The organism is Streptomyces antioxidans (assembly GCF_000968685.2).
GTDB lineage: Bacteria > Actinomycetota > Actinomycetes > Streptomycetales > Streptomycetaceae > Streptomyces > Streptomyces antioxidans.
This window is the reverse complement of sequence record NZ_LAKD02000061.1, coordinates 1-21,950: the sequence shown is the minus strand read 5'-3', so window position 1 is coordinate 21,950 and position 21,950 is coordinate 1. Positions and strand designations below refer to the sequence as shown.

The following is a 21,950-nucleotide window of genomic DNA, read 5'->3' as shown; positions in this document are numbered from 1 at the left end:
CGCCTCTGTGCCGCGCGGGCGGAGAAGCGAACGAAAAGACGGCTGGCGACGCGCGCGCGAACCAAGAAGGGGCCCTGGGGGCCTCGATCACCTCTGCAACCCCTGAAGGAGCCGCCATGACCGCCCCGAGCCCGTGCGTGCTCGCCGTGATCCCCGCCCGCGGCGGGTCGAAGGGCGTCCCCGCGAAGAACCTCGCCGCCGTCGGCGGTGTGCCGCTGGTCGCCCGCGCGGTCATGGAGTGCCGGGCGAGCCGTCTGGTGACGGACGTGGTCGTCTCCACCGACGACACCGGCATAGCGGCCGCGGCGCGCGGCGCGGGCGCGGTGGTCGTCCAGCGGCCCACCGACATCGCGGGGGACACCGCCACCAGCGAGGCGGCGGTGATCCACGCGATGGACGCCTACGAGGCGTCGCACGGCACCACCGTGGACGTGGTGCTCCTGGTGCAGTGCACCAGCCCGTTCATGATCAGCGAGGACATCGACGGGGTGGCCGCCGCGGTCGCCGAGAAGGGCGCCGACACCGCCCTGACCGTGGCCCCCTTCCACGGCTTCGTCTGGCGCGAGGGCGAAGACCGCCAAGGAGACGCGACGGACGGCGGCGACGGGGTCAACCACGACAAGTCGTACCGCCCGCGCCGCCAGGACCGCCCCCAGGACTTCCTGGAGACCGGCGCCGCCTACGCGATGGACGCCCGCGGCTTCCGTGAGGCCGGGCACCGCTTCTTCGGCCGCACCGACCTGGTGCGCACCGACCCCGCCCGGGTGCTGGAGATCGACGATCCGCACGATCTGGCCCGCGCCCGCGCGCTCGCCCCGCTGTTCGACGCCGAGCGGCCGGGCGCCCTCCCCACCCGCGATGACATCGACGCGGTGGTACTCGACTTCGACGGCACCCAGACCGACGACAGGGTGCTCGTCGACTCCGATGGACGCGAACTCGTTGCCGTGCACCGCGGCGACGGGCTCGGGATCGCCGCCCTGCGCCGCGCTGAGCTGGCGCTGCTGATCCTGTCCACGGAAAAGAACCCGGTCGTCGCCGCACGGGCCCGCAAGCTCCAGGTCCCCGTGCTCCACGGCATCGACCGAAAAGATCTCGCACTGAAGCAGTGGTGCGAGGAGCAGGGCATCGCGCCGGAGCGCGTGCTCTACGTCGGCAACGACGTCAACGACCTCCCGTGCTTCGGCCTCGTCGGCTGGCCCGTGGCGGTCGCAGGTGCGCACGACGTCGTGCGCGGCGCCGCACGTGCGGTCACCTCCACCCCCGGAGGTGACGGCGCGATCCGCGAGATCGCCTCGTGGATTCTCGGAAAGGAACTGTCTTAAGTGAGCTCCAACTCTCGCCTCCGCACCCTCGGCGCGAAGACCGCCGGACCCGGCCACCCGGTCTATGTCACCGGTGAGATCGGCATCAACCACAACGGCGACCTGGAGAACGCGTATCGGCTGATCGATGTCGCCGCCGAGGCCGGCTGTGACGCGGTCAAGTTCCAGAAGCGAACCCCGGAGATCTGCACCCCCCGCGACCAGTGGGACATCGAGCGTGACACCCCCTGGGGCCGGATGACCTACATCGACTACCGCCACCGCGTGGAGTTCGGCGAGGACGAGTACCGCGCCATCTCCGAGCACTGCGCCAAGCGCGGCATCGACTGGTTCGCCTCCCCGTGGGACACCGAGGCCGTCGCCTTCCTGGAGAAGTTCGACGTCCCGGCGCACAAGGTGGCCTCCGCCTCGCTGACCGACGACGAGCTGCTGCGCGCCCTGCGGGCGACCGGCCGCACGATCATCCTGTCGACGGGCATGTCCACCCCCAAGCAGATCCGCCACGCGGTGGAGGTGCTGGGCAGCGACAACATCCTGCTGTGCCACGCCACTTCCACGTACCCGGCCAAGGCCGAGGAGCTCAACCTGCGCGTGATCAACACGCTGCAGGCCGAGTACCCCAACGTGCCGATCGGCTACTCGGGCCACGAGACCGGTCTGCAGACCACCCTGGCCGCCGTGGCGCTGGGCGCCGCGTTCGTCGAGCGTCACATCACCCTCGACCGGGCCATGTGGGGCTCGGACCAGGCCGCCTCGGTCGAGCCGCAGGGCCTGACGCGGCTGGTGCGGGACATCCGCACCATCGAGGAGTCCCTTGGTGACGGCGTCAAGAAGGTCTACGAGAGCGAGCTCGGCCCGATGAAGAAGCTCCGCCGCGTCGCGGGCGTCGTCGCCGAGTCCGAGTCCGCCGACCGCGAGCCCGCCGCGGTCTGACGCACCCTGCCGTGAATCCACCGGCCGGTGAGCCCGGCCCCTGCCCGGAAGCGGCGGGCACCCCTGAGCCATCGGGGGCCGCCCGTCACTTCCGGGCCCTGCCTTTGGACGGTGCGATGGTCTCCGCTGCTCCTCTTGCCACTCCGGCCACGCTGGCCTTCGTCGAGAGCCCGGTTCAGCTGCTGAACGTGCTGGAGTGGGCGTACGCCGACGCCCAGCGCGCCCTGGGCCCGGAGGCCCAGCGCGCCGGGGGCCCCGGGGCGGCTGTGGCGCCCCAGGACCTCACCGTGGTGGTGCTCTCGCCGCACGATCCGATGACCCGCGGCCAGCTGCGCCGGATGGCCGAGCTGGCGCGGGACGAGGGCTTCGCCGTGCGCTGGGAGGACGCGCGCGGCGGGGCCGGTGCGCCGGTCAAGACCATCGGCGGGCTGCGCGGACCGCTGCGCCGGGCCGCGCGGATCGTCATAGGCGACCCGTTCTCCCGCTACGTCCAGCTGCTGCTGACCCTCACCCGGGCCAAGGACCTGGTCGTGGTGGACGACGGCACGGCCACCATGGAGTTCATCTCCCAGCTGGCCAAGGGTGAGCCCCTGGTGCGCTGGCACCGGCGCGGCAGCAAGGGGCCGCGCGACATGGTCTTCGCGCCGGTCTCCGCCACCGCGCGCCGCAGGCTCACCCCGGGCGCCAACCGCCGGGTCGAGGTCTTCAGCTCGATGCCGGTGGAGCCGCCCGCCGGGGTCACCGTCACCGCCAACGACTTCGCCTGGACCCGCGCCCGGTTCGGCCCGCCCCGGCTCACCGGGGGCACCGACCTGGTGGGCACGTCCCTGGTCGAGACGGGCGTGGTGGACCTGGAGCGCTATCTGGAGGCGGTCGGCTCGCTGGCCCGCGCCCATGGCGCCACCCGCTACTTCGCCCACCGCAGGGAGAGCGCCGAGAAGCTGCACCGGGTCTCGGCCGAGGTGGGTCTGGAGATCGTACGGCCCGATCTGCCGCTGGAGCTGATAGCCCGCCGCGGCCCCATCGGCCACACGATCGTGAGCTTCCCGTCGACCGTGGTGCACACCCTGCCGCTCGCGCTCGTGGGCACCGGCGTCCAGGTCGCGGTCTGCGATGTGGACCCCGCCTGGCTGACCAGGGACGCCTCCCCGCGCGCCCAGGGCTTCCTGTCCGGGGTCACCGGGACGGCGCGAGATGTGCGGCGGCTGGGCGCGGGGTCGCCCCCGCCGGGAGACGCGGCCCCACCCAGGGACTCGGTCCCGCAGCGTGACGCGGCCCCACCGGCGAACCCGGGACCGCCCCCGGCGCCGGTCGCGGCGTCCTGAGGCGTCTCACCATCTGAGCTGGTCGCCCGTACGGCCGTGTGGCGCTTCTCACCCGCGGCCGACCGGAAAACGGTCTGTTATACCCCCTGACTAGGAAGATCATGCAGCGGGGTGGGTACTTTTGCGTCCCCGTAGAGATTGAATTTTTGTTGATCGACATTCGGTGGACCCACCTGGCGTTCTACGCTTCTTTAGGTGAAGCAATTGATGTCCCTCGATGCGACCGATGTCACACCCGCCGACGCGCCCGCGCTGCCCGGCACGCTCCCCGACGGGCTCCGTGCCGAACTCATCGCCTTCCGTCGCGACTTGCACATGCACCCCGAGCTCGGCAACTGCGAGTTCCGCACCACCGCCGCGATCAAGGCGCGGCTGGAGCAGGCGGGACTCGAGCCGCGGGTGCTGCCCTCCGGCACCGGTCTCATCTGTGACATCGGCCCGCGTGGCAGCTTTTCACCGGAGCTGCCCCTGCTGGCACTGCGCGCGGACATCGACGGGCTGCCCATCCCCGACACCAAGACGGTGGACTACCGCTCGACCGTCGCCGACCGCGCCCACGCCTGCGGCCACGATGTGCACACCACCGTGGTGCTCGGGGCCGGTCTGGTCCTGGCCGAGCTGGCCCGCGAGGGGCGGCTGGCGCGCCCGGTGCGGCTGCTGTTCCAGCCCGCCGAGGAGGTGCTGCCCGGCGGCGCGGCCGACGCGATGGAGGCGGGCGTGCTGGACGGTGTCGGCCGGATCCTGGCGCTGCACTGTGACCCCAAGGTCGAGGTCGGCCGGATCGGGCTGCGGGTCGGGCCGATCACCTCGGCCTGCGACCGGCTGGAGGTCTCGCTGGACGGGCCGGGCGGCCACACCGCGCGCCCCCATCTGACCACCGACCTGGTGACCGCCGTCGCCAAGGTGATCACCGAGGTGCCCGCACTGCTGGCCCGCCGGGTGGACGCCCGCTCGGGCCTGGCCGTCACCTGGGGCCGGGTGGAGTCGGGCCACGCCTGCAATGTGATCCCGCAGCACGCCGAGCTGTCCGCCACGGTCCGCTGCCTGGACCTGCCCGCCTGGCGGGAGGCGCCCGACCTGGTCCATGCCGCGGTGGACGAGATCGCCACCCTGCACCGCGCCAAGTCGGAGATCACTTACGTCCGCGGGGTCCCGCCGGTGGTCAACGAGGCGAGCTCAGCCGAGCTGCTGCGGGACGCCATGATCGCCCGCTGTGGCGCGGACGCGGTCGAGGACACCGAACAGTCCCTGGGCGGCGAGGACTTCTCCTGGTACCTGGAGCGGGTCCCCGGCGCGATGGCCCGCCTCGGCGTCCGCAAGACCGGCGACACCACCCGACGCGACCTCCACGCGGGCGACTTCGACGTGGACGAGGGCGCGATCGCGGTCGGCGTGGAGCTGTTCACGGCCGCCGTCCTCCTCGACCGGAACGCCTAGCCCCAACGGCCACGCGCCCCCCCCGGCCGTCCGGCACCGACCCGCGGAAGCATCGCGGCGGGGCCGATCCAGTCGGGGGCGGCTGCGCAGGGCCCCTCCTGGTGCGGGCCTCGCCCGCCGGGTGCATACGGGGGCGTACCGGGCGTATTCGAGCCCCGCTTTACCCGCTGGGAACGTTGTGTAGACCTGGCGGACACGAGAGGTTCGCGACGATCCGATAACGGCTTCCTGGGGGGCCTTTATCTGGCATCTACGCGCGTTACGATGCGCCGGAGCCAGCGCCGCAAGGGGCGCTTCGAGATCATCAGAGGGGACCCTCGTGCGCCGGGTATCCACGATAGCTGTCGCGGGCATTGCCACCGCGGCTCTCGCATTTTCCGTCACCGCGTGTGGCAGCAGCTCCGAAGAGGGAAGCAAGGACGCCGGTATCGGTCTGGCCTACGACGTGGGCGGCCGCGGTGACCACTCCTTCAACGACTCCGCCGCCAAGGGCTATGACAAGGCCCTGAAGGACTTCGACGTCAAGGGCAAGGAGCTGACGGCGAAGGACGGCGACACGGACGCCGACCGTTACGACAAGCTGGCGAGCCTCGCAGAGGCGGGCTACAACCCCGTCGTGGGCGTCGGCTACGCGTGGACCCCCTCGCTCACCAAGGCCGCGAAGAAGTACAAGGACACCGACTTCGCGATCGTCGACTCCGTGGTCAACGCCAAGAACGTGGCCAGCCTGGTCTCCGCCGAGCACGAGGGCTCCTACCTCGCCGGCGTCGCAGCGGGGCTGAAGACCAAGTCCAACAAGGTCGGCTTCATCGGCGGCACCGACAGCGCGCTGATCAAGAAGTTCGCGGGCGGCTTCCAGCAGGGCCTGAAGGACACCAACCCCAAGGCGTCCCTCGACGTCCAGTGGGTGCAGGTCGGTTCGCCCAAGGGCTTCGGCATGCCGGACCGCGGCAAGGACATCGCCGAGGGCATGCTCTCCAACAAGGTCGACGTGGTCTACTCCGCGGCCGGCGGCTCCGGCGCGGGCGCCATCGAGGCGACCGCAGGGAAGAAGGGCACCTGGTCGATCGGCGTCGACGGCGACCAGTACTACGACAAGGGCCTGGCCCAGTACAAGAAGTCGATCCTGACCTCCATGGTCAAGACGGTGGACGGTTCGGTCTACGACTTCGTCAAGAGCGTCGTGAAGGACAAGAAGCCCGAGAGCGGCGTCCAGACCTACGACCTCAAGCGCGGCGGCGTCTCCCTCTCCTACTCCGGCGGCTTCATCGACGACATCAAGCCGAAGATCGAGGCGGCGAAGAAGAAGATCATCGACGGTCAGATCAAGGTCCAGGACACCTACAAGGACTGACCCCCGGCGCCATGGACCCGCACGGGCCCGGCGGGCATCCGCCCCGGGTCCGCCCGGGTCCATGGCGTACCCCGGCCGGTCCGGCCCCCGGCCAGCCCCACCCCCTCCGCCCCTCAGGAGTGCGCCATCAAAGCCGCCAGCCCACCCAAGGGCGCTCCCGCCGGTGCCGTCACCGACGTCGCCGTAGAACTCCACGGAATCACCAAGCGGTTCCCCGGAGTCGTCGCCAACCACGACATCGACATCACCGTGCGCCGCGGCACCGTACACGCCCTCGTGGGCGAGAACGGCGCGGGCAAGTCGACCCTGATGAAGATCCTCTACGGGATGCAGCGCCCGGACGAGGGCACCATCGCGATCGGTGGCGAGACGGTGGAGCTGCACTCCCCGGCGGACGCCATATCCCGCGGCGTGGGCATGGTGCACCAGCACTTCATGCTCGCCGACAACTTCACCGTGCTGGAGAACGTGGTCCTCGGCGCCGAGAAGCTGCACGGCATCGCCGGTAAGGCGCGCGCCCGGATCAAGGAGATATCCGACGCCTACGGGCTGGGCGTCCGCCCCGACGTCCTCGTGGAGGACCTGGGCGTGGCGGACCGTCAGCGGGTGGAGATCCTCAAGGTCCTCTACCGGGGCGCCCGGACGCTGATCCTCGACGAGCCGACCGCCGTGCTCGTCCCGCAGGAGGTCGACGCGCTCTTCGACAACCTCCGCGAGCTCAAGTCCGAGGGCCTGACGGTGCTGTTCATCTCGCACAAGCTGGGCGAGGTGCTGTCCGTGGCCGATGACATCACCGTCATCCGGCGCGGCACCACGGTCGCCTCCGTCGTGCCGTCCGAGACCAGCCCCCGGCAGCTGGCCGAGCTGATGGTCGGCAGCGAGCTGCCCTCGCCCGAGACCCGCGAATCCACCGTGACCGACACCGATCTGCTCGTCGTGGACGCGCTGCGGCTGACCGCCACCGATGTGGACGGGGTGGAGCGGGCGGTGCTCGACGACATCGGCTTCACCATCCGCAAGGGCGAAGTCCTCGGCATCGCCGGTGTGGAGGGCAACGGCCAGGCCGAACTGGTCGAGGCCATCATGGGCATGCGCGACCCCGACGCCGGCACCATCACCCTCGACGGCGCCGACATCTCCCACGCGCCCACCCGCAAGCGGCGCGAGGACGGCATCGGCTACATCCCCGAGGACCGCCACCGGCACGGGCTGCTGCTCGAGGCGCCGCTGTGGGAGAACCGCGTCCTCGGCCATGTCACCGAGGAGCCCAACAGCAGGGCCGGGCTGCTCAACCCGGCCGCCGCCCGGCGGGACACCGAGCGGATCGTCGCCGAGTACGACGTGCGTACGCCGGGGATCGAGGTCACCGCGGCCTCGCTGTCCGGCGGCAACCAGCAGAAGCTGATCGTCGGCCGGGAGATGAGCCACCACCCCAAGCTGCTGATCGCCGCGCACCCCACCCGGGGCGTGGACGTGGGCGCCCAGGCGCAGATCTGGGACCAGATCCGCGCCGCGCGCCGGGACGGCCTGGCGGTGCTGCTGGTCTCGGCCGACCTGGACGAGCTGATCGGCCTGTCCGACACCCTGCGGGTGATGTACCGCGGCCGGCTGGTCGCCGACGCCGACCCCGCCACGATCACCCCGGAGGAGCTGGGCTCGGCCATGACCGGCGCCGCCTCCGGCCATCTGGAGGGCCCGGCGGACGACGGGACCGGGCCCGCGACCGGGACCGCCTCCGGTGACGAGGCCGCGACCGGGGGAGAGGACCGATGAAGAAGCTGGACAAGGAGCGGGTGCTGCTCGCGGTCGCGGCCCCGGTGCTGGCGCTCGCCGCCGCGTTCGTGGTCACCGCGCTGGTGCTGCTGGCGACCGGCAAGGAGCCGTTCAACGCCTTCGGCATCATGTTCGACTACGGAGTGAAGGCCGACAGCCAGGTCTACATCCTCAACAAGGCGACCACGTACTACCTGGCGGGGCTCGCGGTGGCCATCGGCTTCCGGATGAACCTCTTCAACATCGGCGTCGACGGCCAGTACCGGCTCGCCGCTTTCTTCGCCGCCGTCGTCGGCGGGGCGCTGAAGCTGCCCGGGCTGGTGCAGATCCCGCTGATCCTGCTGGTCGGCATGCTCGTCGGCGCCATGTGGGCGTCGATCGCCGGTCTGCTGAAGGTCTACCGGGGCGTCAGCGAGGTGATCAGCACCATCATGCTGAACTCCCTCTCCGGCATCGTCATCAGCTATCTGCTGGTGGACGGGCGGCTGGCCGACCTCGACAAGCAGACCAACATCGTGGCCACCGACCCGCTGCCCTCCTCCAGCCACTTCTTCACCATCCCGGCGGGCGGCGACCTCGACCCCATCTGGGGCTTCATCGTGGTCGCGGTGCTCGCGGGCGTCGGCTTCTGGTTCCTGCTCGGCCGCACCCGGTTCGGCTTCGACCTGCGCGCGGTGGGCCGCTCCGAGTCCGCCGCCCAGGCCAGCGGCGTCAACGTCAAGCGCATGGTGCTCACCAGCATGGTGCTCTCGGGCGCGATGGCCGGTCTGGTCGGCATGCCGACCCTGCTCAACGACACCCACCAGTTCACCTCGGACTTCCCCGCCGGCATCGGCTTCACCGGTATCGCCATCGCGCTGCTCGGCCGCAACAACCCGGTCGGCATCGGCCTGGCCGCCGTGCTGTGGGGCTTCCTCGAGCGCGGCGCCAACCGGCTGGAGTTCGAGGGCTACGACAAGGAGATCGTCGGTGTGATGCAGGGCGTGATCGTCCTGTGTGTCGTCATCGCGTACGAACTGGTGCGCCGCTACGGGCTGGGGCGCCAGCAGCAGCGGGTGGGTGCGGAGCTCGCCGCCCAGGCCAGGGCCGACAAGCCCCAGGGCACGGACAAGACGGAGACGGAGGTGCCGGCATGAGTGCCACGGTGACCACCACCAAGAGCACGAGCGCGCCGGACAAGGGGAACGGGCCCGCCTCCCGGATGTCCCTGGGCAAGGTGCTGCTGATCGTCGCCGGGGCGCTGATCGCGCTGTCGGTGCTGCGGACGCTCGCCGACGCCGCCCAGCAGGCGGACTTCGACCGGGTCACCTCCGCCGGGCAGATCGGCGCCGCGCTCTCCATGGCCGTGCCGATCGGCCTCGCGGGCCTCGGCGGGCTGTGGTCGGAACGGGCCGGTGTGGTCAACATCGGCCTCGAGGGCATGATGATCCTCGGCACCTTCTTCGGCGCCTGGGCGGGCTACCAGAGCAACCCCTGGGTGGGGGTGCTCGCCGGCGTCCTCGGCGGCGCGGTCGGCGGGCTGATCCACGCGGTGGCCACCGTCACCTTCGGGGTGGACCACATCATCTCCGGTGTGGCGATGAACATCCTCGCCCTCGGTGCCACCACCTATCTGGCCAAGCGCTGGTTCGAGCCGCTGTCCGCCATCGGCGGCTCCCCGAAGAACTCCCCGCAGGTCGACCCCATCCAGTCGTTCACCGTCCCCGGGCTCTCCGACTGGCTCGCCGACCTGGAGAACCACCACTGGTTCCTGGTCTCGGACATCGCGGGCATCCTCGGCGGCCTGGTCACCGACATCTCGGCGCTGACCGTCGTCTCCATCCTGCTGGTCGTGGGCAGCTTCTTCGCGCTGTGGCGGACCTCGTTCGGACTGCGGCTGCGGTCCTGCGGTGAGAACCCGACGGCGGCCGAATCCCTCGGCGTCAATGTCTACCTCTACAAGTACGCGGCCGTGGTGATCTCCGGCGGTCTCGCCGGGCTGGGCGGCGTCTTCCTCTCCCTCGTCCGCTCGCACATCTACAACGAGGGCCAGACCGGTGGCCGCGGCTACATCGGTCTCGCCGCCATGCTCTTCGGCAACTGGCGGCCGGGCGGGCTCGCGATGGGCGCCGGTCTCTTCGGCTACTCCGACGCCCTCCAGCTGCGCAACGGCGGGGCCACCGTGCACGCCCTGCTGCTCCTGGTCGCACTCGGCCTCGCCGCGCTGGCGGCCTGGCGGATTGTCCGCAAGAGTTATGTCGCGGGCGCGGTGTTCGGGGCCGCGGCCGTCGCGCTGCTGCTGTGGTACGCCCTGACCGACACGGTGCCCAACGACCTGGTCAGCGCCACGCCGTACATCGTGACCCTGCTGGTCATGGGGCTCGCCTCACAGCGGCTGCGGATGCCCAAGGCGAACAACAGGCCCTACCGGAAGGGACAGGGCACATGACCACTTCCGCCGCCGCGGCCCCCGACTGGGAGGGCCTGCGCGTCCAGGCCCGGGACGCCATGTCCCGGGCCTACGCCCCCTACTCCGGCTTCCCGGTGGGCGCCGCCGCGCTCGTCGACGACGGGCGCACGGTCAGCGGCTGCAACGTGGAGAACGCCGCGTACGGCGTTGCGCTGTGCGCCGAATGCGGTCTGGTCTCCTCCCTCGTCGCCTCGGGCGGCGGCCGTCTCACCGCCTTCACCTGCTGCGGCCGGGAGGGCACCGTACTGATGCCCTGTGGCCGCTGCCGTCAGCTGCTGTGGGAGCACGGCGGCCCGGAGCTCCAGATGGACACCGCCACGGGCATCCGCCCGCTCGCCGAACTCCTCCCGGACGCCTTCGGCCCCGCCGATCTGCACGGCGCCGCGGCCCACGGCTGACGCCCGCGCCGCCTCGGCCCGCGCCGCCTCGCTCACACCGGAGGCGGCCCGCGCCGCCTCCGACCGGGCGGCGCCTCCGCCCCGCCCGGTCGGCCTCCTGAACACGAAAGGCCCCGTACAGCCCCCATGGACGCCATCTCCGTCATCCGCGCCAAGCGCGACGGCACCCGCCTCACCGACGCCCAGATCGACTGGATCATCGACGCCTACACGCGCGGCGAGGTGGCGGACGAGCAGATGTCCGCGCTCGCGATGGCGATCTTCCTCAACGGCATGGACCGGTCCGAGATCGCCCGCTGGACCGCCGCGATGATCGCCTCCGGTGAGCGGATGGACTTCTCCTCCCTGCCCCGCCCGACCGCCGACAAGCACTCCACCGGTGGCGTCGGCGACAAGATCACCCTGCCGCTCGCCCCCCTGGTGGCCGCCTGCGGAGCCGCCGTACCGCAGCTCTCCGGCCGGGGCCTGGGCCACACCGGCGGCACCCTGGACAAGCTGGAGTCCATCCCCGGCTGGCGCGCTCAGCTGTCCGGCGACGACATGCTGGCCGTGCTCCGCGACGTCGGCTCGGTCATCTGCGCGGCGGGCGAGGGGCTGGCCCGCGCCGACAAGAAGCTGTACGCGCTGCGGGATGTCACCGGCACGGTCGAGTCGATCCCGCTCATCGCCTCCTCGATCATGTCCAAGAAGATCGCCGAGGGCACCGGCTCCCTGGTCCTGGACGTCAAGGTGGGCTCCGGCGCCTTCATGAAGGACATCGGCTCCGCGCGCGAGCTGGCCACCACGATGGTCGGCCTCGGCCATGACCACGGCGTCCGTACGACCGCCCTGCTCACCGACATGTCCACCCCGCTCGGCCTGACGGCGGGCAACGCCCTCGAGGTCCGCGAGTCCGTGGAGGTCCTGGCGGGCGGCGGCCCGGCCGATGTCGTCGAGCTCACCCTCGCCCTGGCCCGCGAGATGCTGGACGCGGCGGGCCTGAAGGACGCCGACCCCGCCGGGGCCCTGGCCGACGGCACCGCGATGGACCACTGGCGCCGCATGATCGCCGCCCAGGGCGGCGACCCGGACGCCCCGCTCCCGGTGGCCCGCGAACACCACGTACTCCACGCCGAGTCGACCGGCGTCCTCACCCGCCTCGACGCCTACGCGGTGGGCCTCGCCGCCTGGCGCCTGGGCGCGGGCCGCGCCCGCAAGGAGGATCCGGTGCAGGCGGGCGCGGGCATAGAGCTCCACGCCAAACCGGGCGACCACATCACCGCCGGCCAGCCCCTCCTCACCCTCCACACCGCCACCCCCTCGGCCTTCCCCTACGCCCTGGAAGCCTTGTCCGGCGCGATCGACTACGCCCCCGCGAACACGGAGTTCACCACCGACCCGATCGTGCTGGAACGCATCGCCTGATCCGGGCGCCGCTACGGCAGCAGCTGGCCCCGGCGGCTCAGCAGGAACTTCTTGAAGGCCGCCACCGGGGGCGTGTCGGGGTGGCCGTCCAGCCAGGCGACGCCGATCTCGCGAACGGCGCGCGGGGCGGTGACGGTCAGCTCGGCCACTCCGGGGCGGGGGACCGCCGGGGGCGGCAGGAGGGCCACGCCGAGCCCGGCGGCGACCAGGCCGCGCAGGGTCTCCGCCTCCTCGCCCTCGAAGGCGACCCTCGGGGTGAAGCCCGCCTCGGCGCACAGCGCGTCGGTGATGCGCCGCAGTCCGTAGCCCGGCTCCAGGGTGACGAACAGCTCCGAGGCGGCCTCGGCGAGCCGGACCCGGCGGCGTCCGGCCAGCCGGTGGTCGTCGGGGACCACCAGCCGCAGCCGCTGTTCGTCCAGGCGGCGGGCGATCAGGTCGGGGGCGTCCGGCACCGGGGAGGTCAGACACAGGTCGAGACCGCCCGCGCGCATCCGCTCGATCATCGCCTCGCCGTAGTTCTGTACCAGCTGGAAGCGCACCCGCGGATGGTCCACCCGGAAGCTCCGGATCAGACCGGGCACGGTCTCGGTCCCCAGCGTGTGCAGGAAGCCGAACGAGACCCGGCCCGCGGCGGGGTCGGCGTCGGCCCGTACGGACTCGGCGGCGCGGTCGACCTCGGCGAGGGCCCGCTCCACCGAGCGCAGGAAGGTCCGCCCGGCCGGGGTGAGCGCCACCGTACGGCCCCGGCGGGCGAAGAGCGATACGCCCAGGTCCTCCTCCAGCCGCACCATCGCCCGGCTGAGCGTGGACTGGGGCACCCCCAACTCCTGTGCGGCACGGGTCACATGCTCATGGCGGGCGACGGCGGCGAACTGGGCGAGGCGCGGGGTGAGCGCGGCGGCCCAGGACTCCGCCTCGACATCCGCTGTCACCGGAATGTCGTTTTCGTAACTGATGGGTGACACGGGCGGCCCTGACCTTTACTCATGCGGCAGTGGATTGATTATCGCCATTCCGTGCATTGGACGCATCAACCGTGGATACGTACGGTCGAACCATGCCTCCTGCTGATACCAGGGCGTCCACCGGGAACCACCGCGTGGACGCCTCCGCTGTGACGTCCACGAACCCCGAACCCTCCAAGCCCTCCAAGCCCTCCGGGTCCGAGCGGATGAGCCCGGGCCACCCCGGCTACCTCCGGATGCGGCTCGCCCTCTTCACCGCGGGGCTCGCCACCTTCGCCCTGCTCTACTCGACCCAGGCGCTGCTGCCCGCGATCTCCGACGATCTGCGGGTCCAGGCGGACCAGGCCAGCTGGAGCGTGTCCGCGGCCACCTTCGGCCTCGCGCTCGCGGTGGTGCCGCTGAGCGCGCTGTCCGAGCGGTTCGGGCGGCGCGCCATGATGACCGTCTCGCTCACGGTCGCGGTCGTCCTCGCCCTGCTGGTGCCCTTCGCCCCGGACCTCGGCTGGCTGATCGGGCTGCGCGCGGTGCAGGGCGCGGCGCTGGCCGGGATCCCGGCCTCCGCGATGGCGTATCTGTCGGAGGAGGTCCACCCGAAGGCGCTGGTCGGCGCGATCGGGCTGTTCGTGGCCGGGAACAGCGTCGGCGGAATGAGCGGCCGGATCCTCACCGGCTGGGTGGCGGACGCCTGGGGCTGGCGGGCCGCGCTCGCCGCGGTCGGCGTGATGGCGCTGCTGTGCGCGGCGTCCTTCCGGGCGCTGCTGCCCAGGGCCCGGCACTTCACCCCGGCCGAGGTGAGCCCGCGGGCGCTGGCCCGCACCCTCGCCGGGCATCTCTCCGATCCGCTGCTGTGCCGGCTGTACGCGATCGGCGCGCTGTTCATGACGGTCTTCGGCGGGGTCTACACGGTCATCGGCTACCGCCTGGTGGCCGAGCCCTTCGGGCTCTCACAGAGCCTGGTCGGCTCGATCTTCCTGATCTACCTGGTCGGCACGGTCTCCTCGGCGGCCACCGGCAAGCTGGTCGGGCGGCTGGGGCGGCGCGGCGCGCTGTACGTGGCGGTGTCCACGACCGCCGCCGGGCTGCTGCTGTCCCTGCTGAACTCGATCCCGGCGGTGCTGGCCGGTCTGGTCCTGATCACCGCGGGCTTCTTCGCGGGCCACGCGGCGGCGTCCTCGGCGGTGAGCCGCACGGCCAAGACCGGACGCGCCCAGGCCGCGGCGCTCTACCAGGCGTCGTACTACATCGGCAGCAGCGCGGGCGGTGCGCTGGGCGCGCTCGCCTTCCACGCGGCCGGGTGGGGCGGCACGGTCGCCATGGGCCTGGTGGCCGTGGTCGGCGCGGCGGCCATCACGGTGTACGCGACGCGGAAGGCGCGGGCCGAGCTGCGTGCGGAGGCCGCGCGGCGCGACCTGTGCGGTGTCCCGGCCTAGGCCGGGGCCTGGCCCCGGGCCGACCCCCTGAAGCCCGAAGGGGCCGCCCGCCACTGTCCGGCGAGCGACCCCTTCGCCTGCGCGGAGGTCCGACATCGCCCCGCCGTTGTTTGTGCGCGGCGCCGTCGTGGCTGGTCGCGCAGTTCCCCGCGCCCCTTCGGGGCGCGTGCCCGCCCCCACCGAACCCGCGCGGCCAAGCGCTCAGCGGCCCAGGTTCGCGCCGAAGCCCGCGGCCAGGGGCATGCGCAGGCCCAGCGGCGGCGGAGCCGCCAGCGCGTCGGCGACCGGGCGGGAGAAGCCGGAGTGGAAGAGGGTGCCGAGGAGGAAGTCCGCGGCCAGCGCCTGCACTTCGGAGCGGTGCTGGTGCAGCCCGTGCCCGTCGGTGTGCACCTCGAAGCGGCACACATCGCGGTTGGCCTTCTTCGCCCGCTCCGCCAGCCGGTAGGACAGCTCGGGGTCGGTGCGCTCGTCGTTCGTGCCGTGGGCGATCAGCACCTGCCGTCCGACCAGCTGCTTCACCGGTTCGGGTGCCAGCAGCTCGTCCGGTGACGGAAGCCACGGCGCCAGGGCCACCACCGAGGCGACCGCCTCGTGCCCGGCGGCGCGGAGCGCGGCGCGCCCGCCCATGCCGTGGCCCACGAGGCAGACCGACACATCGCCGTAGCGCCGCACGACCTCCTCCACGGCCCACGCGGCGTCGGACGCGGCATCGGCGGCGGCCCCGTTCCAGCCCCGGCACCGGTAGTGGACGACATGGGCGGCCAGCCCCTCCTCCCGGCCCGCCCGGACCAGCCGCCGGGCCAGCGGCAGCGTGGCGGCCACCGAGAGCCTGGACGGCCGTCTCGTCCCGCTGGGCTCGCCCTCGGGGAGGAGCAGCACCACACCGTGTACGGTCCTTCGCGTGGCGGCCGCGCCCATCGGCCGCCCCAGCCGTGCGCCCCGCTCGGGCAACGCTTGCTGAGCCATGGCAGAAACGATCGCAGAAGGATTGGTGTACTCCACTACCCGTGCGGGTCACCGTTCCGTATCTATCCCTCACGTTCTACGCGCGTAGGCGCTACGCTGCCCAGATGACGAGCGAGCACACCCACGAGCCCACCCCCGAGCAGATCCGCCGCGCCCCCAAGGTGCTGCTGCACGACCACCTCGACGGTGGGCTGCGCCCGGGCACCATCGTCGACCTCGCGGGGGAGACCGGGTACGGCGCGCTGCCCGAGGCCGAGCCCGACAAGCTGGGCATCTGGTTCCGCGAGGCGGCGGACTCCGGGTCGCTGGAGCGCTATCTGGAGACCTTCTCCCACACCGTCGGCGTGATGCAGACCCACGACGCGCTCGTCAGGGTCGCCGCCGAATGCGCCGAGGACCTCGCCGAGGACGGCGTCGTCTACGCCGAGATCCGCTACGCCCCCGAGCAGCACCTCGAGGGCGGGCTGACCCTGGAGCAGGTCGTCGAGGCGGTCAACGAGGGCTTCCGCGAGGGTGAGCGCCGGGCCCGGGAGAACGGCCACCGCATCCGCGTCGGCGCGCTGCTGACCGCGATGCGGCACGCGGCCCGCGCCCTGGAGATCGCCGAACTCGCCAACCGCTACCGCGACCTGGGTGTGGTCGGCTTCGACATCGCGGGCGCCGAGGCCGGTTTCCCGCCCACCCGCCACCTGGACGCCTTCGAGTATCTGAAGCGGGAGAACAACCACTTCACGATCCACGCGGGCGAGGCGTTCGGACTGCCCTCCATCTGGCAGGCCCTCCAGTGGTGCGGCGCCGACCGGCTGGGCCACGGCGTCCGCATCATCGACGACATCGAGGCCGGGGAGGACGGCTCCCTCACCCTCGGCCGCCTCGCCTCGTACGTCCGCGACAAGCGCATCCCGCTGGAGCTGTGCCCGACATCGAACCTCCAGACCGGTGCGGCCAGCTCCTACGCCGAGCACCCCATCGGGTTGCTCCGCCGACTGCATTTCCGTGCCACCGTGAATACGGATAATCGTCTGATGAGCGGGACGAGCATGAGCGGGGAATTCCAGCATCTTGTATCAACGTTCCATTACACGCTCGACGACATGCAATGGTTCACGGTCAATGCGATGAAATCAGCCTTCATTCCTTTTGACGAACGTCTGGCGATGATCAATGACGTCATCAAGCCCGGATACGCCGAGCTGAAGTCCGAATGGCTGTTCCGAAATGTGGCCTCCACAGCGGCTGTGACCAGGGACTCCGCCTCCGAGAGCAGCTGAGCGGGCGAGCCGGGCCGCCGACCTGGGCATGCTGACATGGGGCGTTTTCGGTGTTTGCGGGCAGCCGAAATCCATGGCTACGTTTCCGTATCGGTCAAGCCCCCGTCTCAAGGACAGATTTCTGATGAAGCAGGGAACCCTCAAGACTCTCGGTGTCATTGCCCTCGGCGCCGCCGCCGTCGTCGCCGGAGGCAGCGCCGCGTCCGCGGCACCGGTCCCCGGTGGCTCCGCGGGCCGGGTCGCCGCCCCGGGGCAGCCAGCCGCGCCCGCCAAGCCCGCCGCCCCCCAGGCCAAGCCCGGCCAGGGCATGCTGGGGCAGCTCCCGCTGGGGAACCTGCCGACCGGCGGCCTCATCAAGCTGGGCTGAACCCCGTCTGGGCAAACGGCCGGGCCGCACGTCCCCGAGGGGGTGTGCGGCCCGGCCATTTCCGTATGGGCACGTACGCGGGGTGACGCCGTGGCGCCGGCGCGCCGGATCACCATGCCTCGCGGTACGTGTCCTCCGCCGGAAGCAGGATCCACAGCGCGATATAGAGCAGGAACTGCGGCCCCGGCAGCAGACACGACACCACGAAGAGCACCCGCATCGTCGTCGGGGTGGTCCCGAAGCGCCGGGCGAGACCGGCGCAGACACCGGCGATCTTCCTGTCGTGGCGGGGGCGGACCAGCGGTGCGGCCATGATGGGCACTCCTCGTCATCGCATTGGCTCGGGAAGAGCTGGGTTCCCGATGTCCTCAACGCTATGTCCGCGAGCTGGAGGAGACGTCGCTCCACGGTGCGATCCCGACCCTGGGAATCGTCGGGGTCGGGGCCTGGGCACCGTCGTGCCGGGGGAGGGGGGCCGCCCGGCCCCGGTCGGCCCGGCGGCGTAGCCGCGCCCGTACGGCGGGGACCACCAGCACATGCGCCAGGGCGATCCCGACGGTGTTCAGCAGCACCGCGTCCACGTTCATGATCTGCCCGGTCACCTCGCTGCGCAGCAGCGCGAACCCCATGGCCACCATCGCCCCCGTGAAGGCCGTACGGACCAGCGAGGCCAGCGGATACGCCTCCGCCCGTCCCCTGGCCAGCGGCAGCAGCACCCCCAGCGGCGCGAGCAGCAGCAGCCCGCCCCCGAGGGAACGGGCGGCCGACCAGGGGCTGAGCGCCAGATCGGCGCGGATGGTGGCCAGCGGTTCGGGGGCCGCCGCGGACACCCAGGGGACGTTCACCGGTCGCAGGGTCAGCCAGCAGACGAACGAGAGGTGTGCCACGAGGAGCGCGAAGCCCGCGACGCGGTAGCGGAAGGCGGCCCTGCGGCCGAAAGGACCCTGCACGAAAACCAGGACGCCGCACCCGGGGGTCGCGGTTCCGCCCCCGCCCCGCTGGTCAGCACCTTGTTACCGACAAGTCGCCGACCTGGGACGGGGCGGTACCGGCAGGTGACGAATCAGGACACCGGGGCCCGGGAGCTCAGGACACCAGGACCCCGGAGGTGACCGCGATCACCGGATTGCGGCGCATCTCCTCGGTGCACCGGTACGCCTTGAGCGGATCCCGCTGGCTGTCCGGGCCGCCGAGCACCACCTTGCCGTCGTCACCGGCCACCGTGGTGTCCGCGAAGGTGCAGACGATCTGGGCGAGCGCCAGGGACTGGATCTCCTCCGGCGGGCGGCTCAGCCGCAGCGCGCTGTCCGGGTCGCCCTTGGCCGGACCGGAGACCTCCACCCAGTCCTCGACCGCCGTGGAGAACCCCGCCGACGCCTCGGCCGCCGTGGGCGGCAGCCGCAGCTGTTCCAGCAGCGCCCGGGCGACCCGCACCGGCTCCGGGGACGTCGTCCCGTCGCCCTGCCGGGTGGTCCGGCTCACCGACAGGACCCGTGAGGAGCACAGCAGATAGATCCGTACGGAGCCCCTGCCCGCCCCCTCGGCGGTCCGCTCCGACTCCGGTGCCCGGCAGGACGCCCGCGAGGGCGCGGCCCCGGCGTCCACCGGCACCGAGGTGCCCCGTATCCCGCACCCGGCCGCCAGCAGCGCGACCGCGCCGGTCAGCAGGAGGGCGGCCGAGCGGGTCCAGCGTGTACTCATGGCCTGTCCTCCTCGTTCCGGCCGGTGCCCTTGCTCCTGCCCGGGCCCGGGTCCCTGCGCCGGGCCCCGCCGTCGCCGCGCTCGTCCTCGTCCTCCGCCCCGTCGGAGGCGATCCGTGAGGTGTCCATCGGCAGCCGCAGGGTGAAGACCGCCCCGCCCTCCGGCGAGTTCGCGGCGCTGATGTCGCCGCCGTGGATATGCGCGTTCTCCATCGCGATCGACAGCCCCAGCCCGCTGCCCTCCGAGCGGGGGCGGGACGCGCTCGCCTTGTAGAAGCGGTCGAAGACATGCGGCAGCACATCCCCGGGGATGCCGGGACCGTGGTCCCGGACCTTGATCAGCAGCTCATCGCCGTCGGTGCGCACCGAGACCCGCACCGGCGAGCCGCCGTGCTTGAGCGCGTTCCCGATCAGATTCGCCAGGATCACATCCAGCCGCCGGGGATCCAGCCGGGCCACGATCCCGCGGGCCGCGTCCAGCTCCACCGCGTCCAGCCAGGCGCGGGCGTCGACGCACGCCGTCACCTGGTCGGCGACATCGACGTCGTCGAGGACCAGCCGGGCCGTGCCCGCGTCGAAGCGGGTCACCTCCATCAGGTTCTCCACCAGGTCGTTCAGCCGCCGGGTCTCGCTCACCACCAGCTGCACCGCCGGAGCGATCATCGGGTCGAGTGAGTCGGCCTCCTCCTCCAGCACCTCGGTGACGGCCGTGATCGCGGTGAGCGGGGTCCTGAGCTCATGCGACATGTCCGCGACGAAGCGTCGGCTGGACGCCTCCCGCGCGGACAGCTCCGCCACCCGCTTCTGCAGCCGCTCCGCGGCCCGGTTGAAGGTGTGGGAGAGATTGGCCAGCTCATCGGAGCCGGAGACCCGCAGCCGGGTGTCGAGATGCCCCTCGCCCAGCCGGTGGGCCGCCTCCCCCAGCCGCTGCACCGGCCGCAGCACCGTGGCCGCCGCGGCCTGCGCCAGCAGCGCGGCGCCGATCAGCGCGAGCCCGGTGGCGATCCCCAGCGACCAGGCCAGCGAGTTCAGATCCTGGCGCTCGGTGTCCAGCGACTTGAGCATGTAGCCGGTCGGCCCGCCGCCGTTCACCTTGGCCCCGCCGACCAGGTACGGAGTGCCGCCCAGCGTGATCCGCTGCCAGTAGAGGTGGTACGGGGCGGTGTTCCCCTTGTCCACCTGGCGCCTCTGGTCCACCGCGCGCCGCAGCGAGGAGGGCACCACATCGAGGGTGAACAGCCCCTTGTCCGAGGCCGCCGGGCAGCTTCCGGCGTCCTTGGTCCGGGTGATCAGCAGCACCTCGTACTTCTGGGTGTTGTCCGCCATGCGGCCCGCCGCCTCCCGCAATTCGGAACAGGTGGGGAGGGAGGGCAACGGGTCGGTGTCGTCCTTCAACGACTTGCGGAACTCATCCAGCGCCGCGTCCTGGGTACGGGTCAGCACCGCGTCCCGGTTCAGCCAGTACGCGATGGCGGACGCGGACACCGCGGCGGTCAGCGCCACCAGGCCGAAGACCAGCATCAGCCGCAGCCGGAGGCTGAACCACCGCAAGAGCCCCGCGGCCCAGCCCCGGGCCCGACCGGGCTCGTCGCTCACTGCGCTCAATTCCGTACGTCTCCGCCCCCGTGCGCGCCGCGCACCGCATTGCTCACCACGCTGCTCACTGTGGCGAGTCCAGCCGGTACCCGACACCACGCACCGTACGGATCAGCGTCGGCGACGAGGGCACGTCCTCCACCTTCGCGCGCAGCCGCTGTACGCACGCGTCTACCAGCCGTGAGTCCCCGAGGTAGTCGTGCTCCCACACCAGCCGCAGCAGCTGCTGCCGGGACAGCGCCTGTCCTGGACGGCGGCTGAGCTCCAGCAGAAGCCGCAGCTCAGTGGGGGTGAGCTGGAGATCCTCGCCGTTCTTGGTGACCGTCATGGCCGCGCGGTCGATCAGTAGGTTGCCGAAGGCCGCGGAGTCGTTGGCCTCCCGCTCCCCACGCCGCAGCACCGCGCGGATCCGGGCGTCCAGCACCCGGCCCTGGACGGGTTTGACCACATAGTCGTCGGCACCGGACTCCAGGCCGACCACGACGTCGATGTCATCGCTGCGCGCGGTCAGCAGGATGATCGGCAATTGGTCGGTACGGCGGATCCGGCGGCACACCTCGAAGCCGTCGATCCCGGGCAGCATCACATCGAGCACGATCAGATCCGGCCGCTGCTCACGCAGCAGTTTCAGGCCGTCCTCGCCCGTCGCCGCGGTCGCCACACGGTGGCCCTGGCGAGACAGCGAGAGTTCGAGGGCCGTGCGGATGGCGTCGTCGTCCTCGATCAGCAACAGGAAAGGCACGTTGGTCATTCTGGCCTACAAGGGGCCTCCAGTTCGACCGTCAGGGGTTTATCGGCCCGATCGCCTGTGACGAGCCTGTGACAGTCGACAGACAGCCCCATGAAACTGACCCGGCAGAGTCTTCTGTGCACCGGGCGGAACGCCATCGGCCCGGGCGGCCAGAAGCCAGACCGACCAGGCTCCATCGACGGGGGGCGCGAAATGGGCACACTGCACTTCTCCACCACCAGCGCAGTTCGCACGCGCCTCCACGACGCCGGCCGGGGTAACGAGAAGTCCGGTGCCGTGAGCGGGCGGGGGTGCGCTCGCGGCGCCGGGCGTCAGCGGCCTCCTTACATGGTGGCCATTGACGCGATCACGGGGGACAAGGAGGCCGGTCGCGGTCTCGGGGGGGACAGCGGGGGACCGGGGGGCCACGGGGGAGGCTCGTACGGGGAGGCAGAGGGGGAGCGGCGCACCACGTCGGAGGCGGAGTTCACCGCCTATGTCCAGGAGCGCCGCGCCTCCCTGTACGC

At 71.8% G+C, this 21,950-nt stretch carries 20 protein-coding genes and 1 pseudogene; 14 read left to right on the top strand and 7 right to left on the bottom strand.

The window, feature by feature from the left end; all coding sequences use genetic code 11:
* Positions 1–116: 116 nt before the first annotated feature.
* The 10 genes from VT50_RS23875 to VT50_RS23830 all read left to right on the top strand — a co-directional run bounded on the left by VT50_RS23875 (position 117) and on the right by VT50_RS23830 (position 12,398).
* Positions 117–1,325, top strand: coding sequence for an acylneuraminate cytidylyltransferase (locus VT50_RS23875; protein WP_046089365.1), 1,209 nt, complete (start codon positions 117–119; stop codon positions 1,323–1,325).
* On the top strand, positions 1,326–2,258 hold the full coding sequence (locus VT50_RS23870) for an N-acetylneuraminate synthase family protein (RefSeq protein WP_046089366.1): 933 nt from the start codon (positions 1,326–1,328) through the stop codon (positions 2,256–2,258).
* Between the two features lie 116 nt (positions 2,259–2,374).
* A complete protein-coding gene (locus VT50_RS23865; protein ID WP_046089367.1) occupies positions 2,375–3,583 on the top strand; it encodes a hypothetical protein in 1,209 nt (402 codons plus the stop codon).
* Between the two features lie 207 nt (positions 3,584–3,790).
* Complete coding sequence (locus tag VT50_RS23860) at positions 3,791–5,020, top strand: amidohydrolase (protein ID WP_046089368.1); 1,230 nt, start codon at positions 3,791–3,793, stop codon at positions 5,018–5,020.
* Positions 5,021–5,339: 319 nt separating this feature from the next.
* The gene (locus tag VT50_RS23855) at positions 5,340–6,374 is read left to right on the top strand and encodes a BMP family lipoprotein (protein WP_046089369.1); all 1,035 of its coding nucleotides are present in this window, start codon (positions 5,340–5,342) and stop codon (positions 6,372–6,374) included.
* A gap of 126 nt (positions 6,375–6,500) precedes the next feature.
* Positions 6,501–8,147 (top strand): ABC transporter ATP-binding protein, encoded by a 1,647-nt coding sequence (locus VT50_RS23850; RefSeq protein ID WP_075200506.1) that lies wholly within the window; start codon positions 6,501–6,503, stop codon positions 8,145–8,147.
* Complete coding sequence (locus VT50_RS23845) at positions 8,144–9,283, top strand: ABC transporter permease (RefSeq protein ID WP_046089371.1); 1,140 nt, start codon at positions 8,144–8,146, stop codon at positions 9,281–9,283. Before VT50_RS23850 ends, VT50_RS23845 begins: the two co-directional genes overlap by 4 nt.
* Entirely contained in the window at positions 9,280–10,575 is a 1,296-nt protein-coding gene (locus VT50_RS23840; RefSeq protein ID WP_046089372.1) for an ABC transporter permease, read from the top strand. Before VT50_RS23845 ends, VT50_RS23840 begins: the two co-directional genes overlap by 4 nt.
* Complete coding sequence (locus tag VT50_RS23835) at positions 10,572–10,994, top strand: cytidine deaminase (protein ID WP_046089373.1); 423 nt, start codon at positions 10,572–10,574, stop codon at positions 10,992–10,994. The genes VT50_RS23840 and VT50_RS23835 overlap by 4 nt, the downstream gene beginning before the upstream one ends.
* A 126-nt stretch (positions 10,995–11,120) precedes the next feature.
* Positions 11,121–12,398, top strand: a complete 1,278-nt coding sequence (locus tag VT50_RS23830; RefSeq protein ID WP_046089374.1) for a thymidine phosphorylase — start codon at positions 11,121–11,123, stop codon at positions 12,396–12,398.
* Positions 12,399–12,409: 11 nt separating this feature from the next.
* Here VT50_RS23830 and VT50_RS23825 read toward each other — a convergent pair whose 3' ends face one another.
* Positions 12,410–13,363, bottom strand: a complete 954-nt coding sequence (locus VT50_RS23825; RefSeq protein WP_046089375.1) for a LysR family transcriptional regulator — start codon at positions 13,361–13,363, stop codon at positions 12,410–12,412.
* Positions 13,364–13,455: 92 nt separating this feature from the next.
* Here VT50_RS23825 and VT50_RS23820 point away from each other — a divergent pair, with 92 nt between their 5' ends.
* Positions 13,456–14,793 carry an MFS transporter gene (locus tag VT50_RS23820; protein ID WP_046089376.1) on the top strand — a complete coding sequence of 446 codons (1,338 nt, stop codon included), beginning with the start codon at positions 13,456–13,458 and terminating at the stop codon, positions 14,791–14,793.
* 201 nt (positions 14,794–14,994) lie between these two features.
* Here the strand turns inward: VT50_RS23820 and VT50_RS23815 are convergent, their stop codons facing one another.
* Positions 14,995–15,759: an alpha/beta hydrolase gene (locus VT50_RS23815; protein ID WP_075200507.1), complete on the bottom strand. Its 765-nt coding sequence runs from the start codon at positions 15,757–15,759 to the stop codon at positions 14,995–14,997.
* 104 nt (positions 15,760–15,863) lie between these two features.
* Between VT50_RS23815 and VT50_RS23810 the strand changes: the two genes are divergently transcribed.
* Entirely contained in the window at positions 15,864–17,030 is a 1,167-nt protein-coding gene (locus tag VT50_RS23810) for an adenosine deaminase (protein WP_046089383.1), read from the top strand.
* 124 nt (positions 17,031–17,154) lie between these two features.
* Complete coding sequence (locus VT50_RS23805; protein WP_046089378.1) at positions 17,155–17,397, top strand: hypothetical protein; 243 nt, start codon at positions 17,155–17,157, stop codon at positions 17,395–17,397.
* A gap of 109 nt (positions 17,398–17,506) precedes the next feature.
* Here VT50_RS23805 and VT50_RS23800 read toward each other — a convergent pair whose 3' ends face one another.
* From VT50_RS23800 to afsQ1, 5 genes are all read right to left on the bottom strand, one after another.
* Positions 17,507–17,710 (bottom strand): PspC domain-containing protein, encoded by a 204-nt coding sequence (locus tag VT50_RS23800; protein ID WP_046089379.1) that lies wholly within the window; start codon positions 17,708–17,710, stop codon positions 17,507–17,509.
* Between the two features lie 61 nt (positions 17,711–17,771).
* Positions 17,772–18,347, bottom strand: a complete 576-nt coding sequence (locus VT50_RS23795) for a VanZ family protein (protein ID WP_046089380.1) — start codon at positions 18,345–18,347, stop codon at positions 17,772–17,774.
* Positions 18,348–18,483: 136 nt separating this feature from the next.
* Positions 18,484–19,098: a hypothetical protein gene (locus tag VT50_RS23790; protein ID WP_046089381.1), complete on the bottom strand. Its 615-nt coding sequence runs from the start codon at positions 19,096–19,098 to the stop codon at positions 18,484–18,486.
* Complete coding sequence (locus VT50_RS23785) at positions 19,095–20,618, bottom strand: sensor histidine kinase (RefSeq protein WP_240529286.1); 1,524 nt, start codon at positions 20,616–20,618, stop codon at positions 19,095–19,097. The genes VT50_RS23790 and VT50_RS23785 overlap by 4 nt, the downstream gene beginning before the upstream one ends.
* Positions 20,619–20,757: 139 nt before the next feature.
* Positions 20,758–21,435: a two-component system response regulator AfsQ1 gene (gene afsQ1, locus VT50_RS23780; RefSeq protein WP_206269473.1), complete on the bottom strand. Its 678-nt coding sequence runs from the start codon at positions 21,433–21,435 to the stop codon at positions 20,758–20,760.
* 201 nt (positions 21,436–21,636) lie between these two features.
* Here afsQ1 and VT50_RS40570 point away from each other — a divergent pair.
* A pseudogene (locus VT50_RS40570) lies at positions 21,637–21,950 on the top strand (SigE family RNA polymerase sigma factor); the annotation flags it as partial.